Annotated in this window: 13 protein-coding genes and 1 pseudogene; 9 read left to right on the top strand and 5 right to left on the bottom strand. The window is 62.3% G+C overall.

What is annotated here, in order from left to right; all coding sequences use genetic code 11:
• Together PMI24_RS20220 and PMI24_RS20215 are read left to right on the top strand one after the other, a co-directional pair.
• Positions 1–211: pseudogene (locus tag PMI24_RS20220) on the top strand (hypothetical protein); the annotation flags it as partial.
• 77 nt (positions 212–288) lie between these two features.
• Positions 289–1,503 (top strand): cytochrome c biogenesis protein DipZ, encoded by a 1,215-nt coding sequence (locus tag PMI24_RS20215; RefSeq protein ID WP_007957181.1) that lies wholly within the window; start codon positions 289–291, stop codon positions 1,501–1,503.
• 18 nt (positions 1,504–1,521) lie between these two features.
• Here the strand turns inward: PMI24_RS20215 and PMI24_RS20210 are convergent, their stop codons facing one another.
• Entirely contained in the window at positions 1,522–1,983 is a 462-nt protein-coding gene (locus tag PMI24_RS20210; protein ID WP_007957180.1) for a GNAT family N-acetyltransferase, read from the bottom strand.
• A gap of 229 nt (positions 1,984–2,212) precedes the next feature.
• On the opposite strand from PMI24_RS20210, the gene PMI24_RS20205 reads away from it, so the two are divergent.
• Both PMI24_RS20205 and PMI24_RS20200 read left to right on the top strand, forming a co-directional pair.
• Positions 2,213–2,485, top strand: a complete 273-nt coding sequence (locus tag PMI24_RS20205; RefSeq protein WP_007957179.1) for a DUF4242 domain-containing protein — start codon at positions 2,213–2,215, stop codon at positions 2,483–2,485.
• Between the two features lie 22 nt (positions 2,486–2,507).
• On the top strand, positions 2,508–3,320 hold the full coding sequence (locus PMI24_RS20200) for a class I SAM-dependent methyltransferase (RefSeq protein WP_007957178.1): 813 nt from the start codon (positions 2,508–2,510) through the stop codon (positions 3,318–3,320).
• A gap of 117 nt (positions 3,321–3,437) precedes the next feature.
• Here the strand turns inward: PMI24_RS20200 and pcsA are convergent, their stop codons facing one another.
• The 3 genes from pcsA to PMI24_RS20185 form a co-directional block, all read right to left on the bottom strand.
• Positions 3,438–4,160 (bottom strand): phosphatidylcholine synthase, encoded by a 723-nt coding sequence (gene pcsA / locus PMI24_RS20195; RefSeq protein WP_007957177.1) that lies wholly within the window; start codon positions 4,158–4,160, stop codon positions 3,438–3,440.
• A 190-nt stretch (positions 4,161–4,350) separates the two neighbouring features.
• Positions 4,351–5,652, bottom strand: a complete 1,302-nt coding sequence (locus PMI24_RS20190; RefSeq protein ID WP_007957176.1) for a cation:dicarboxylate symporter family transporter — start codon at positions 5,650–5,652, stop codon at positions 4,351–4,353.
• Between the two features lie 70 nt (positions 5,653–5,722).
• The gene (locus PMI24_RS20185) at positions 5,723–7,078 is read right to left on the bottom strand and encodes a class-II fumarase/aspartase family protein (RefSeq protein ID WP_007957172.1); all 1,356 of its coding nucleotides are present in this window, start codon (positions 7,076–7,078) and stop codon (positions 5,723–5,725) included.
• A gap of 117 nt (positions 7,079–7,195) precedes the next feature.
• Here PMI24_RS20185 and PMI24_RS20180 point away from each other — a divergent pair, with 117 nt between their 5' ends.
• From PMI24_RS20180 to ligD, 5 genes are all read left to right on the top strand, one after another.
• The gene (locus PMI24_RS20180) at positions 7,196–7,930 is read left to right on the top strand and encodes a GntR family transcriptional regulator (protein WP_007957169.1); all 735 of its coding nucleotides are present in this window, start codon (positions 7,196–7,198) and stop codon (positions 7,928–7,930) included.
• A gap of 92 nt (positions 7,931–8,022) precedes the next feature.
• Positions 8,023–8,754, top strand: a complete 732-nt coding sequence (locus PMI24_RS20175) for a tellurite resistance TerB family protein (protein WP_007957167.1) — start codon at positions 8,023–8,025, stop codon at positions 8,752–8,754.
• Between the two features lie 168 nt (positions 8,755–8,922).
• Positions 8,923–10,299: an iron-containing redox enzyme family protein gene (locus PMI24_RS20170; RefSeq protein WP_007957165.1), complete on the top strand. Its 1,377-nt coding sequence runs from the start codon at positions 8,923–8,925 to the stop codon at positions 10,297–10,299.
• Between the two features lie 11 nt (positions 10,300–10,310).
• Positions 10,311–11,264, top strand: a complete 954-nt coding sequence (locus PMI24_RS20165) for a methyltransferase (RefSeq protein WP_007957163.1) — start codon at positions 10,311–10,313, stop codon at positions 11,262–11,264.
• Positions 11,265–11,281: 17 nt separating this feature from the next.
• Positions 11,282–13,828 (top strand): DNA ligase D, encoded by a 2,547-nt coding sequence (ligD, locus tag PMI24_RS20160; RefSeq protein ID WP_007957161.1) that lies wholly within the window; start codon positions 11,282–11,284, stop codon positions 13,826–13,828.
• On the opposite strand, the gene PMI24_RS20155 is transcribed toward ligD, so the two are convergent.
• Positions 13,829–14,230, bottom strand: coding sequence for a hypothetical protein (locus PMI24_RS20155; RefSeq protein ID WP_081493579.1), 402 nt, complete (start codon positions 14,228–14,230; stop codon positions 13,829–13,831).
• Between the last annotated feature and the right edge of the window lie 3 nt (positions 14,231–14,233).

Genomic DNA, 14,233 nt, shown 5'->3' with positions numbered 1-14,233 from the left:
CCGCACACCGCAGGGGCAGATGATCGCCGCCGACGGTTCCAGCCGCACACCGCAGGGGCAGATGATCGCCGCCGACGGTTCCAGCCGCACACCGCAGGGGCAGATGGTCGCCGCCGACGGTTCCAGCCATACGCCGCAAGGCCAGATGGTGGCTGAAAACGGTGCCAGCCGTACGCCGCAAAGCCAATGGCTGGAGAACCAGACGGCTTGAGGATTGAAGGGTGCTGCCCGTAACGGGCGGCCCCCGAACCACTCAACAGACCACCCCTCATTCAAAAGGTGAACCTCATGTTTCTCATCGCTTTCCTGGGCGGTCTGTTGACTGTCCTCAGTCCGTGCATCCTGCCGGTGGTGCCGTTTCTGTTCGCCGGTGCCGACCGCACCCGTTCTTCGATCCTGCTGACCCTCGGCGGCATGGCCCTGACCTTTGCCCTGATCTCCAGTCTGGCGGTGGTCAGCAGCGAGTGGGTGATCCAGGCCAGCAACACCGGTCGTCACATTGCGCTGGCGGTGATGGTGCTGTTTGCGCTGTCGCTGATTTCCGCGCGCATCGGTGACTGGCTGGCCCGGCCCTTCGTGCTGCTGGGCAATCGCCTCGACCCGGACAGCCGGAAAAAGGCCGGCCCGATGGCGTCGGTCATGATTGGTGTGGCCACCGGTCTGTTGTGGGCGCCGTGCGCCGGGCCGATCCTCGGGGTGATCCTCACCGGCGCCATGCTGCAAGGCGCCAATGCCCAGACCAGCCTGTTGCTGCTGGCCTACGGTGCGGGCAGTGCGCTGTCGCTGGGGACGCTGATCTTCGCCGGTCGCGGGCTGGTCAACCGGCTGAAACCGTCGATTCCGTTCACCGGCTGGTTCCGTCGCGGTGCGGGTGTCGCGGTGCTGGCGACGGCGGCCGTGATCGCCACCGGTGCCGACAACCTGCTGTTGGCCAACACCTCGTCCCAAGGCGTGGCGTCGGTCGAGAAAAGCGTGCTGGAAAACGTGCCGAAGGTGGTGGACTACTTCGTCAGCAAAGTCCGTGCGGACTCGACCGAAGACGAGGCCGGCAAGGGCGCGATGCCGTCGCTGTCCGGCGCGGTGCAGTGGCTGAACTCGCCGGAACTGACGGCTGAATCCCTGCGCGGCAAAGTGGTGCTGGTGGACTTCTGGACCTACGACTGCATCAACTGTCAGCACACCCTGCCGTACGTGAAGGAGTGGGAGAAGAAGTACGGCAAGGACGGCCTGGTGGTGATCGGCGTGCACACCCCGGAATACGGCTACGAGCGGATCATCGACAACGTCAAGGATCAGGTGAAGAAGCTCGGCATCACCTACCCGGTGGCCATCGACAACAACTACGCGATCTGGCGCAACTTCGATAACCAGTACTGGCCGGCGCATTACCTGGTCGACGCCAAGGGGCAGGTGCGCTACACCCACTTCGGCGAAGGCAGTTACCAGGCGCAGGAGCAGATGATTCAGCAGCTGCTCAAAGAGGCCAAGGCGCCTGCTGCGTAAACCGCAAAACTCAATGGCTCACAGGTCTCGCACCATGAGCCATTGTTCGTTGCCCCAGGCGTGAAAACGCTCCAGCACCGTCCAGCCGCGTTTGGCGTAATAGTCCTGTTTGCTTTGGGTGTGCAGGTAGAAACGCGGCAGGCCCCGGTGTTTCGCTTCTTCGGCAATTCCCTCGATCAGCCTTTCTGCCAGACCCTGGCCGCGTGATTCGGGGCTGACCAGCACACAGGCCAGCCACGGCCCCAGATCCGGTCGAAGGGCAAGGTCCGCCCGGGCCAGTGCCGCACCACCCAACAGTCGATCCCCGTCCAGTGCAATCAGGCAACGCCAGTCGCCATTGGTCTGGCCCTCGGCAAATTCGCGCTGCCATTCGGCCAGGGGCTGCTCGGCATATTCGTAATGAAACTGTTGGTGGATCCATGCCGCGTAAGTGTCGCTGTGTTGCATGTGATCGGCGAGCCATTCGAAGCGCAAGGACATGATCGAATTCCGTTCCGGGGGAGGGCCTGCATGAGAGCCGATCAGCCGGCGCGTTGGCAACCCCCCGACAGTGTTTCGAGGCCTTTACAGAATCCCGCCATTCATCGGCCAGCGCCTGGTTTTACGGGCTCTCCGGACGATTGGCAGGGACGCCGTACAGCGCCCGCGCGATAGTGGGCGAGCAGGGCCGCCACGGCCCTGACATCCATAAAAAGAAAGCGAGGTTGCCATGCCGAAGTTCGTGATTGAACGCGAGATTCCAGGAGCCGGAAAGCTATCGGAGCAAGAACTCAAGGCCGTATCGCAAACGTCCTGCAATGTGCTGCGTGAACTCGGGCCGGAAGTGCAGTGGCTGCAGAGTTATGTGACGGCCGACAAGATCTATTGCGTGTACATCGCACCCAACGAAGAGTTGGTGCGCGAACACGCCAAGCGTGGGGGATTTCCGGCCAACAGCGTGTCCCGGGTGACGAGCATCATCGACCCGACGACCGCCGATTGACTCTGCCGTGGAGCACCCATTCATGAGTACCCCCATTGATCTCACTGCCCTGAAGGAACGCCAGAAAGTCGCCTGGGCCAGTGGCGACTACGCCGTGATCGGCACCACCTTGCAGATCGTCGGCGAAACCCTCGCCGAAGCCTGCGACCTGCGCTGCGATGAAGAAGTGCTGGACGTCGCTGCCGGCAACGGCAATGCCACGCTGGCGGCGGCGCGCCGTGGTTGTCTGGTGACGTCCACCGACTATGTCGCGGCGCTGCTGGAGCGCGGTCAGGACCGGGCGCGCGCCGAGCATCTGGACGTGACCTTTCAGGTCGCCGATGCCGAAGCGCTGCCGTTTGCCGATTCCAGTTTCGACGCGGTGCTGTCGACCTTCGGCGTGATGTTCGCCCCGGATCAGGCGAAAGCGGCCAAGGAGCTGGCGCGGGTCTGTCGCCGCGGCGGACGGATCGGTCTGGCCAACTGGACGCCGGAAGGCTTCGTCGGCCAGATGTTCAAGACCCTTGGCCGGCACCTGCCACCGCCACCCGGTGCGCAACCGCCCTCGAACTGGGGCGCGGAAGCCTGGCTGCATTCGCACTTCGACGATCGCCAGTTCCAGGTGCAGGTGACTCGCCGCCACTTCAACTTCCGCTATCGCTCGGCGGCGCATTTCATTGATGTGTTTCGCCACTGGTACGGCCCGGTGCACAAGGCTTTCGCGGCGTTGCCGCCGGAGAGCGGGCAGGCGCTGGAAGGGGATTTGACGCAACTGATCGACGGACTGAATCGGGCGGGGGCGGAATCGATGGTGCTGCCGAGTGAGTATCTGGAGGTGGTGATTACCAAACGTTAAGCGTCATGCAAAAACAACTGTGGGAGCGAGCCTGCTCGCGATGGCGGTTTTCCAGTCACTATGTTCGGTGGCCGGGCGACCGCTATCGCGAGCAGGCTCGCTCCCACAGGTTTTTTTCTATTTCAGATGCGCACTGTCAAACCACTCCAGCGCCGTGCGCCAGATGCAGATGCCGAGGAAGTACGCCGACGCAAGCAGCCACAGGCCCATCACCAGCGGGTTGATCACCGGGTGGTTCAGCACCAGCGACAGACTGCACAGCAGCCAGATCGCCGTTACCGCAATGTTGATCGGCATGAAGCGGCGTACCCGGAAAGGGTGCAAAAACTTCATTCGGGTCACGGTCAGCAGCGCCAGGCCAATCACCGTCAGAAAGGTGATCCACGGCCCCGGATCGATGATGTACAGACACAACGCGACCACGTTCCACGCAGCGGGGAAGCCGACGAAATAGTTGTCCTTGCTCTTCATGTTGACGTTGCAGAAGCAGAACAGCGACGACACCAGAATCAGCGACACGGTCAGCAGCAGGGTGTAGTCGGGCAGGGGAATGTAGCGATAGATGAATAGCGCCGGGATGAACACGTAGGTCAGGTAATCGATCACCAGATCGAGGACCGATCCGTCGAAACTCGGCAGCACCGACTGCACGTTGACCTTGCGCGCCAGCGCCCCGTCGAGGCCGTCGACGATCAGCGCCACGCCCAGCCACATCAGGCAATGGGTCGGCTGGTTTTCCAGCAGGGCAAGGGTGGCCAGAAAAGCGGTGACCACGCCGGTCGCGGTGAAACCATGGGCGCCCCAGGCCTTGAGCCTGGCGATGTGGACGGTCGATATCACGAAGGCGTTCTCCAGAAAGTGCAGCAAGCCGCATAAACCCTTGGGCAGCAAGGGTGGCGACTAACCGGGTCGGGGTTGCAGCTATCGACCGGTCGGGCCGGGTCAAGGTTCACCCATTCTTGAAGATTAGCTGGCCCTGAAAAAAATACCCCGGCAGGGCCGGGGCATTTTTATGTGACATCGGTAACCGTCAGAGCGCGGCTTCCGGACTGCGCCCGAACACCCGGTTGTATTCAGCCTTGGCGGTCTGCTCGGTGAACTCCCCCGACCACTTCGACACCACCACGGTGGCCACGCTATTGCCGATGGTGTTGCAGGTGGCAATGGCCATCGACATGAAGCGGTAGACGCCGAACAGCAGCGCCAGACCTTCCACCGGCAGTACGCCAATCGCCGTGACAGTTGCGGCGAACACCACGAAGCTGCCACAGGATACCGCCGCCGCGCCTTTTGAGGTCACCAGCATGATCGCGATGGTGCCCAGTTGTTGCTCCCAGCTCATCGGCACCCCGTAGGCATTGGCGATGAACAGCACGCACAGCGACATATAGATGGACGTGCCGTCGAGGTTGAAGGCATAACCGGTGGGCAGCACCAGACCGACGCTCTGTTTCGAGCAACCGAACTTTTCGAGTTTTTGCAGCAGGCGCGGCAGGGCGCTTTCCGACGAAGCGGTGCCGAGCACGATGAAAATCTCATCCTTGATGTACTTGAGGAACCGCCACAGGCTGAACCCGGAAATACGGCAGACCGCACCCAGTACGACAAAGATGAAAAACGCCACGCCGACGTAGAACATCAGCACCAGATTGGCCAGCGACATCAGCACCGCCGAACCGTTGCTGCCGACCGCGTACGCCACCGAGCCGAAGGCGCCGAGCGGGGCGAACTTCATGATCAGGTTAATGAACTCGAAGAAGCACTCCGAGACCCGACTCAGACCATCCTCGATCACGCTGCGGCGTTCCGGTTTCAACGCCAGCAGGGCGAAGCCGAACAGCACCGAAATCACCAGCACTTGCAGCAATTGGCCGCTGGCGAAGGCGCCGACGAAGTTGTCCGGGAAAATCCCGTAGATGAAGTCCAGGGTCGACGCCGGCGCATGACCTTTAGCGACGGCGGCACTGGCGGCTGCGGCGGTGGCGCTGCTCGGGTGAGCGTCGTGCATGCCGGAGCCGATATTCAGCAGGTTGCCCCAGAGCAGGCCGATGGCCAGAGCGATGGTCGATACCACTTCAAAGTAGATCAACGCACGCAGGCCGACTTTGCCGACGCGTTTGATGTCGCCGGCCGAGGCGATGCCGTGGACCACGGTGAAGAACACCAGCGGGGCGACGGCGGTCTTGATCAGCTTGAGGAAGATGTCGCCGAGAATCTTGAAGCTGGCCGCCAGTTCCGGTGCGAGGAAGCCGAAGGCAATCCCCAGCAGCATGGCGGCGATCACCTGAAAGGTCAGGTCCTTGTACAGCGGTTTCTTGTCGGGGGTGGTCATGTCTGCGGTCTCGTTGTTGTTATTGGCGAGCGATGGGCAGAGGGCTCGCGCGCGGTGAGCCCGGTGAGGATCAGCGTTTGACCGAACCCTCACGCGCCAGGGCGATGTCGACCATCTGCGGCGCAAGGCCCAGGTAGTTGGCCGGATCGGTCAGGCGCTTGAGTTCCTCGACATCCAGTTGCGCGGTGGCCTCACCCTGCGCCAGCAGCGCGTCGAGCAGGCTGGTGCCCTGATCGTTGGCCATGCGGCAGGCGGCATAGACCACGTCATGCGCAACCTGACGACCGAGTGCCGGCGCCAGCCCCATCATTACGGCTTCGGCGACGATCAGGCCCTGGGTCATGTCGAGGTTTTTACGCATGCGCTCGGTGCGCACTTCGAGGCCGGCGAGCATGAACTTAGCCTGACCCAGCGAGGCAGCGCTGAGGGCGAAGGCTTCCGGGATGGCGATCCATTCGGCTTGCCATGGGCCGGTGGAGCGCTCGAAGTCCTGAATCATCGCGTCGAGCATCAAGCCGGCCTGCTGGCGCACGCCTTTGGCAGCGGCATACATCAGCTCGCAGGAAATCGGATTGCGCTTTTGCGGCATGGTGCTGCTGGCGCCACGGCCCTTTACGAACGGCTCGTACACTTCACCCAGTTCGCTGGTCATCATCATCATGACGTCGAGGGCAATCTTGCCCAGCGAGCCGGTGACCAGACCGAGGAAGTTCAGGGTTTCCGCCAGACCATCGCGGGCGACGTGCCAGGTGGCTTGTGGCACGCCCAGGCCCAGTTCGGCCATCAGCGCTTCCTGCACTTCCAGGCCTTTGTCGCCAAGGGAGGCGAGGGTGCCCGCCGCGCCGGCAAACTGACCGATTTCCACCCGTGGACGCAGCTCCACCAGACGTTCGGCGTGGCGGTCGAACATGCTCAGCCACACCGCGCACTTGTAGCCGAAGGTGATCGGTAGTGCGTGTTGCAAATGCGTGCGGCCGGCCATCGGCGTGTCGCGATAGCGCTTGGCAAGGTCGGCGAGCAAGCCGCGCACCGCTTGAATGTCGCGCTCGACGATGGCCAGCGCGGCGCGGACTTGCAGGACGACGGCGGTGTCCATGATGTCCTGGGTAGTTGCGCCCCAGTGCACGTAACGGCCGGCTTCACCGCAGGTTTTCGACAGCTGCTCCACCAGCGGCAGAATCGGGTAACCGACGATTTCGGTCTCGTGTTGCATCAATGCCAGATCGAGCGAGGCATAGGTCGCCAGCTCGGCAATCTGTTCGGCGGCAGCCGCCGGGATCACGCCGCAGCGCGCTTCGGCCCGGGCCAGGGCGACTTCCACTTCAATGTAGCGTTCGATCAGGGCTTGGTCGGAAAACACGCTGCGCATCTCGGCGGTGCCGAACATGTCGCGGAACAGGGCGGAGTCGAAGACAGTGCTGGACATGAGGGAATCCTGAATATGTTTGTTATTGATCGGACATATTTATTATGTCCGTACATAATTCTTGCGCCCTCGCTGATACACTGTCAACTCGCTTAACCATCGGGACTGATGAAAGGTATGAACACGCGCTATGCGGTCGTTGCAAAAGACTTGATGGAGGGCATCTCCAGCGGTCGCTATCCGCTCGGATCGCTGCTGCCGACCGAGTTCGAACTGTGCGAGCTGTACGACGTGAGCCGGCACACCGTGCGGGCAGCCATTACGCAGTTGCAGAATCAGGGGCTGGTCTCGCGGCGCAAGCGGGTCGGCACTCGTGTCGAGTCCGTCTCGCCAAAGGGCGGGTACTCGCAGTCGCTGGCCTCGGTGTCTGACCTGGTGCACCTGGCGGAAACCCAGATGCGCAGCATTCAGAACGTCTCCCGTTTTGTCGCCGACATCGCCCAGGCCCGACGCCTGGGCATGGAGCCGGGGGAGCATTATTTTTGCGTGTCGAGCATTCGCGTCGACGAGCAGAACCGGCGGGCGCCGCTGTGCTGGACCGATGTCTACGCGCAGGAAACCTACGCCGAAGTCATCGAGCTGGCCGAACAGCATCCGGACGAACTGATCGCCGCCCTGATCGAGCGCCATTTCGGCCGGCACATCGACGTGGTCGACCAACAGGTGCGCGCGGTGTTGCTGAGTCCGGAGATCGCCAAAAGCCTCAACGCCGAAGCCGGGTCGCCGGGGCTGAACATCATTCGCCAGTACCGTGACGAGGACGGCGCCCTGATGGTGGTATCGGAAACCACGCACCCCGAAGATCGCTTCACGCTGGTGACACAGATGCGCCGGGAAAAGAGTCCGGGTTGATGCCCGGCGTCAGCCCAACGGTGCTGGCACATCGCATCAAGAGGACTATCGTTGCCTGACGCAGTCATACCCCTTTGCCTGAGGACGACGTCATGAACACCAGTGATCTGCTCGAACAACTGCTGCGAGGCCAGGCCTCGGCGGGACAACAAGGTGGCGCGTCGGCCGGCGGGGGATTGGGCGGGCTGGGTGGATTGCTCGGGGGGCTGCTGGGCGGTGGCGGCACCAGCGGCGGCGGTTCTCCCGCAGGTGGGCTCGGTGGTCTGGGCGGGGTGCTCGGCGGATTGCTCGGCGGTGGCGGGGCGCTGGGCGGCGGGACGCAGAGTCGCTCTGGCGGCACCAATTACGCCGCGCTGGCCTCGCTGGGCATGATGGCGTTCCAGGCGTATCAGGCCTGGCAACGCAGTCAGGCGTCCGCCGCGCCGCAGCAAACCCCGCAAACCGCGGATCTGCTGTCCGGCCCGCAAGTCGAAGAACACAGCCACGCCGTCCTGCGTGCATTGATCGCGGCGGCCAAGGCTGACGGGCGGATCGACGAGTCGGAAAAACACCTGATCAGCAGCGAAATCGGCAAGCACACCGATGACCCGAACTTGCAGCAATGGCTCGACGACGAAGTCGCCAAACCGCTGGATCCCACCGAAGTCGCCCAGGCGGCGCAGAACGATCCGGCCATGGCCGCCGAAATGTACCTGGCCAGCGTGATGCTGGTGGACGATCAGCAGGACGCCGAGCGCAATTATCTGGATGAACTGGCGGCGGCGTTGCAGATCGACCCCGAGTTGCAGGTTCACCTCGAGCAGCAGGCCAAGGGCACGGCCTGACCGCAAAACCTCGCAGCCTTCGAGCGCTTCTGTTCAAGCCAGTGGCGCGCCGAAGGCTCCGTCCGTCCGGGCAAATTTAACGTCGATTGAATTTTCGGCAGGCGCCGCCTCTCTGCTGCATTAGAGGCGAGTGACTGAGCGTCCTGCCAATCGACCGAGAATATTGCCATGACTGTCCTGACACGCCTGCAAGCTGCTTCCGCCCCATCGCGTCCGCTCGACTCTCTGACTGAGTTGCGGTGCATCCATGAAGCACTTTTAGCCGACGAACATCCGCAGCAGCTGGCGCGCGCCTTTCTGGAAGATCAACTGCTGCAAGCCGCGCAGTTGAAGGATGAACTGCCATCGGACCCCGCGCACTGGCATGCCTGGGTGGCCGAACACTGTGCCGATGTCGCCCGGCAATATGCCGACTATCTGCAACAGCGCAAGGCTGGAGGAGCGCGGCAGTTCTTCAGTTGCAGGGCTCATGCGCTGTATTTCCTGCAAGCGGTGGCGCCCACCAAACTGGTTGATGGCGCCTGGCTTTACGGCTTGCTGGCCCAATGGCGCGATCCGCGCTTCAGCAGTCTGATCAGCACCTATCTGGAAGAACTGGGCGAGGGCAATCCGGCGCAGAATCACGTCGTGATCTACCGGCAACTGCTCGCCGAACATGGTCTTGAGCCCGGCAGTCCTCTGCCTGACGAGCGCTACCTGCAAGGCGCGCTGCAATTGGCCCTCGGTGCCGGCGGCATGGATTTTCTGCCGGAGGTGATCGGTTACAACCTTGGCTACGAGCAACTGCCGTTGCACCTGTTGATCAGCAGCTACGAGCTGAGTGAGCTGGGGATCGATCCTTACTATTTCACCCTGCATGTGACCATCGACAACGCCAGTACCGGCCATGCGCAAAAAGCCGTTCAGGCCGTTCTTGATCTGCTGCCTCTGGAGGCCGATCGCAGCGATTTCCTGCGCCGGGTCTCGCTGGGCTATCGGCTCAATGACCTGGGGCAGGGCAGCCGCGCAATCATCGAGGGGTTTGATCTGGAGCGCGAATTGTTGGCGATGCTTGAGCGCAAGTGTCCGTTCGCTCAGCACATGCACTCCGACTATTGCCGCTTCGAAGGCAAGACCGTCAATCAATGGCTGGCCGAACCGCAGCAGTTGCCCGGCTTCCTGCAAGCCTTACAGGACAAGGGCTGGATCAAGCGCAACGAAAACCCACAGGGCAGCCGCTTTTGGCAATTGATCGATGGCGATGGTGCGGCGATGTTCGGCGTGTTCAGCGCCTATGAAAAGCAACTGGTTCACGACTGGATTGCCGGTGACTGGATTTCTGCAGAAAAAACCGTCGCGTTCCGCCGCCGCCCCTCGGTCCCTGCACCGATCGAGGTGCCCGAACAGGACCCCGATGTGCAGCGCCTGAATGCGGCACTGCAAGGGCAGGACGCTCACACCCAAATCGCAACGTTGATCCCTTGGCTCGCACCGGCACGCCATGCACATCCGGCCGGGCTGCTCGCCACTCGCCGATTCATCCAACTCAAATCCGGCCTGCGTTAAGGAAGTCATCAATGAATCAGGAAGAACAACTGTCCGCCAATGATCGGGTGCTGCTGCAACTGGGGCGGCGCTTGCAGGCCGACGGCTATCGTTTCATCACCCCGACGCCGCTGACCCATCAACGGGTCAACCAGCGCGACGAAGGGCAGGCCGCGGATTGCCTGCGGGATGTGTTCGGATGGTCGCGGCCGTTCGAACCGGGCCTTCTGTCTGCCGATGAACAGCAGCAATTGCAGGAAGCTCAGGTGATCGATGAGTTCGACGGGCGCTTGAAGAGCCGGGTGCGCTGGTCGAGCCTGGATGACCTGCTTTTCGTGCATTCCGGGTTTCCCACCGATGCGGCCGATTCGGTGTTCTTCGGCCCGGACACCTATCGCTTTGCTCAACTGATCCACAGCCATTTGCAGCAGAACTTTGCGCCCATCCACCGTGCGGTGGACATCGGTTGTGGCGCCGGAGTGGGCGCGATCCTGATTGGCCGTGCCCGCCGAGAAGCACAAGTGCTGGCGGTGGATATCAACCCCGCCGCGTTGCGCCTGACCACGATCAACGCCGCGCTGGCTGAAGTGGCCAATGTCGAAGTGCGTGCCAGTGATGTGTTGCAGGGCGTCGACGGCGAATTCGACCTGATCGTCGCCAACCCGCCCTACATGGCCGATCCGGCCGGGCGAGCTTACCGCCACGGTGGCGGGACGCTGGGGGCGGGGCTGTCGCTGCGGATCGTCGAACAGGCGCTCAATCGCCTGACGTCCGGCGGCTCGTTGCTGCTGTACACCGGTGTGGCGATGGTCGATGGCCGCGATCCGTTTCTCGATACCGTATTGCCACGGCTGGATGAAAAACGCTTCGGCTGGACCTACCGCGAACTTGATCCCGATGTGTTTGGTGAAGAGTTGCTGAATCCAGGCTATCAGCGCGTCGACCGGATTGCCGTGGTCGCACTGACTGTGACTCGAACAGGCTGAAACAAGGCAGGTGCAGGATGAGCAGGAATCTCGACGACTACAACCGGATGCGCGACTTTTCCGCGACCTCTGAACCGGCGGCTGAACGCCGTCGGGGCAAGAAATCCGCCGGTGACCACGCCCTGCAATTCTGTATTCAAAAACACGATGCCTCGCACCTGCATTACGACTTTCGCCTGGAACTCGACGGCGCGCTCAAGAGCTGGGCGGTGCCCAAGGGGCCGTCGCTGGATCCCAAGGTCAAGCGGCTGGCCGTGCACGTCGAGGATCATCCGCTGGACTACGCGACGTTCGAGGGCAGCATTCCCGAGGGGCATTACGGCGCCGGCGATGTGATCGTTTGGGATCGCGGCGTGTGGATTCCGCTGGAAGACCCGGAGAAGGCCTACGCCAAAGGCAAGCTCAAATTCGAACTGCAAGGCGAGAAGCTCGCCGGGGTGTGGAATCTGGTGCGCACCCACATGCCGGGCAAGAAAGAGCAGTGGTTTCTGATCAAGCATCAGGACAGCGCCGCGCGCCCGCAAAGCGATTACGACGTGCTGGTTGCCGAGCCCGACAGCGTGCTCAGTGAACGCACGATCGTCGACAAACCCAGCCTCAGTGCGAAGCAGGTCAAGCCGCTGAAAGCCTCGCCGAAAGCATCTCGCAAGCCAGCCTCGGGCAAACTTGCCGGGGCGCACAAGGCCAGGATTCCCGCGCAACTCAAACCGCAACTGGCCACCCTGGTGGAGAGCGCGCCGGAAGGGGATTGGCAATACGAGATCAAGTTCGACGGTTACCGGATCATGGCGCGCATCGATCAGGACGAGGTGCAGTTGTTCACCCGCAATGGTCATGACTGGACGCACAAGTTGCCGAAGCAGGCGCAGGCCCTTGCGGCGTTGGGTTTGGAGTCGGCGTGGCTGGACGGTGAGATGGTCGTCGCCGACGCGGACGGCGTGCCGGATTTTCAGGCCCTGCAAAACGCGTTCGATGCGGGCCGCAGCGAAAACATCCTCTATTACCTGTTCGATCTGCCGTATCTCAACGGTGTCGATCTGCGTGAAGTGCCGGTGCAGGAACGGCGCGCGGCGTTGGCCACGGTGCTGAAAGCTCATGAAGATCCGCTGTTGCGCTTTTCCGAAGCGTTCGACGAAACCCCGCAGGCATTGCTCAACAGCGCCTGCCAGATGCGCATGGAAGGGCTGATCGGTAAACGCCTCGGCTCGCCGTATGTATCTCGTCGCAGCAGCGACTGGATCAAGCTCAAGTGCAAGCATCGCCAGGAATTCGTGATCGTCGGCTACACCGATCCGAAAGGCGCGCGCAGTTCGTTCGGCGCGTTGCTGCTGGGTCTGCATGATCGTGACAGCGGCGAGTTGCGGTACGCCGGCAAGGTCGGCACCGGGTTCAACGAAACCACCCTCAAGAGCATCCTCGCGCAGCTCAAACCGTTGCGGGTGAAGAAATCTGCGGTGGCCAACCCGCCCACAGGATTCGAGGCCAAGGGTGTGCACTGGCTCAAGCCGAGTCTGCTGGCGGAAGTGGCGTTTGCCGAAATGACCCAGGACGGCTCGGTGCGCCACGCCGTGTTCCATGGCCTGCGCGAGGACAAACCGGCCAAGGACATCACCGAGGAGCGTGCCAAACCGATGAAGACTTCAAAGGCTCAAACTACCGCGCCGTCCCAATCCGATCTGGCCGACGGCAAGGTGCGGATCACTCACCCCGACCGGGTGATCGACGCCAGCAGTGGCACCACCAAAATGCAGCTGGCCGAGTATTACGCCAGCGTCGCCGAATGGATTCTGCCGCAGCTCAAGGATCGCCCGGTGGCGCTGGTGCGCGCACCGGACGGTATCGCCGGTGATCTGTTCTTCCAGAAGAACGCCGAAAACCTGGCGATCCCCGGCATCCGCACGCTTGACAAGGAGCTGACCGGCCAGCCGGTGATGCTGATCAACAACGCCGAAGCCTTGATCGGCGCGGTGCAGATGAGCACGGTCGAACTGCACACCTGGAACGCCACCACGACGGATCTGGACAAGCCCGACCGCTTTGTCCTCGACCTCGACCCGGATCCGGCGCTGCCCTGGAAAAGCATGGTCGAAGCCACGGCGCTGACCCTGACCGTGCTCGATGAACTGGGCCTCAAGGCGTTTCTCAAGACCAGCGGCGGCAAGGGCATTCATCTGGTGGTGCCGCTGACCCGCAAGCATGGCTGGGACGAGGTCAAGGATTTCAGCCACGCCATCGTCACTCACATGGCGAAACTTTTGCCGGAGCGTTTTTCTGCGGTGTCCGGGCCGAAAAATCGGGTGGGGCGGATCTTCATCGATTACCTGCGCAACGGTCTGGGCGCCACCACTATTTGCGCTTACGCAGCGCGTACTCGCGAAGGGCTACCGGTGTCGGTGCCGCTGTTTCGGGAGGAAGTCGAGGAGATCAAGGGCGCCGATCAATGGAACGTGGGCAACGTTCACGAACGGCTGGCGGAAGTAGGCGATAAGCCCTGGGCGGACATGAAGAAAACCCGGCAAAGCATCACGGCCGAGATGCGCAAGCGGGTGGGCATGAAGAAATGATCAAGTGCCGCGCAGCAAGTCGTGGGCGTTGAGCAGGTCGAAGGCGACTTGCGGATTTTTCTTCAGCCCCCGGCGAATGGCGGCTGGTATCGACTGCTGAGTCTTGCGGCACAGGCCCGGGAATTCCTGAATCCTGATTTCGATCCCGAGCATGGTTTTCACCACGGTGTCACCCGGTGAAATGTCCACGCGAATGCCCAACTGCTCGAACATCCGGCGTTGAAGATGCTCCAGGTCAGCCAGGCTTTGGAGATTTTCCAATCGATCGAGCAGGCGCTTTTCTTCCTGACGAGTCAGCAGCAGGATGCGTATATCCGCGCCGGGCAGTTCCAGCAACGGCTCGCGCCCGCAAGTGCAGGCGCCGGGCGGGCAGGGGGAACGGATCGGGGCGGAAATCGTCATGGC

The sequence above is a fragment of the Pseudomonas sp. GM25 genome (genome assembly GCF_000282255.1).
GTDB classification, from domain to species: Bacteria; Pseudomonadota; Gammaproteobacteria; order Pseudomonadales; family Pseudomonadaceae; genus Aquipseudomonas; species Aquipseudomonas aphyarum.
This window is presented reverse-complemented; position numbering and strand designations above follow the sequence as displayed.

Bases quoted from the DNA above. Each gene is read 5' to 3' on its own strand.
- PMI24_RS20215 (WP_007957181.1), top strand. From the start codon at position 289: ATGTTTCTCATCGCTTTCCTGGGCGGTCTGTTGACTGTCCTCAGTCCG.
- PMI24_RS20210 (WP_007957180.1), bottom strand. From the start codon at position 1,983: ATGTCCTTGCGCTTCGAATGGCTCGCCGATCACATGCAACACAGCGAC.
- PMI24_RS20205 (WP_007957179.1), top strand. From the start codon at position 2,213: ATGCCGAAGTTCGTGATTGAACGCGAGATTCCAGGAGCCGGAAAGCTA.
- PMI24_RS20200 (WP_007957178.1), top strand. From the start codon at position 2,508: ATGAGTACCCCCATTGATCTCACTGCCCTGAAGGAACGCCAGAAAGTC.
- PMI24_RS20190 (WP_007957176.1), bottom strand. From the start codon at position 5,652: ATGACCACCCCCGACAAGAAACCGCTGTACAAGGACCTGACCTTTCAG.
- PMI24_RS20185 (WP_007957172.1), bottom strand. From the start codon at position 7,078: ATGTCCAGCACTGTCTTCGACTCCGCCCTGTTCCGCGACATGTTCGGC.
- PMI24_RS20180 (WP_007957169.1), top strand. From the start codon at position 7,196: ATGAACACGCGCTATGCGGTCGTTGCAAAAGACTTGATGGAGGGCATC.
- PMI24_RS20175 (WP_007957167.1), top strand. From the start codon at position 8,023: ATGAACACCAGTGATCTGCTCGAACAACTGCTGCGAGGCCAGGCCTCG.
- PMI24_RS20170 (WP_007957165.1), top strand. From the start codon at position 8,923: ATGACTGTCCTGACACGCCTGCAAGCTGCTTCCGCCCCATCGCGTCCG.
- PMI24_RS20165 (WP_007957163.1), top strand. From the start codon at position 10,311: ATGAATCAGGAAGAACAACTGTCCGCCAATGATCGGGTGCTGCTGCAA.
- ligD (WP_007957161.1), top strand. From the start codon at position 11,282: ATGAGCAGGAATCTCGACGACTACAACCGGATGCGCGACTTTTCCGCG.
- PMI24_RS20155 (WP_081493579.1), bottom strand. From the start codon at position 14,230: ATGACGATTTCCGCCCCGATCCGTTCCCCCTGCCCGCCCGGCGCCTGC.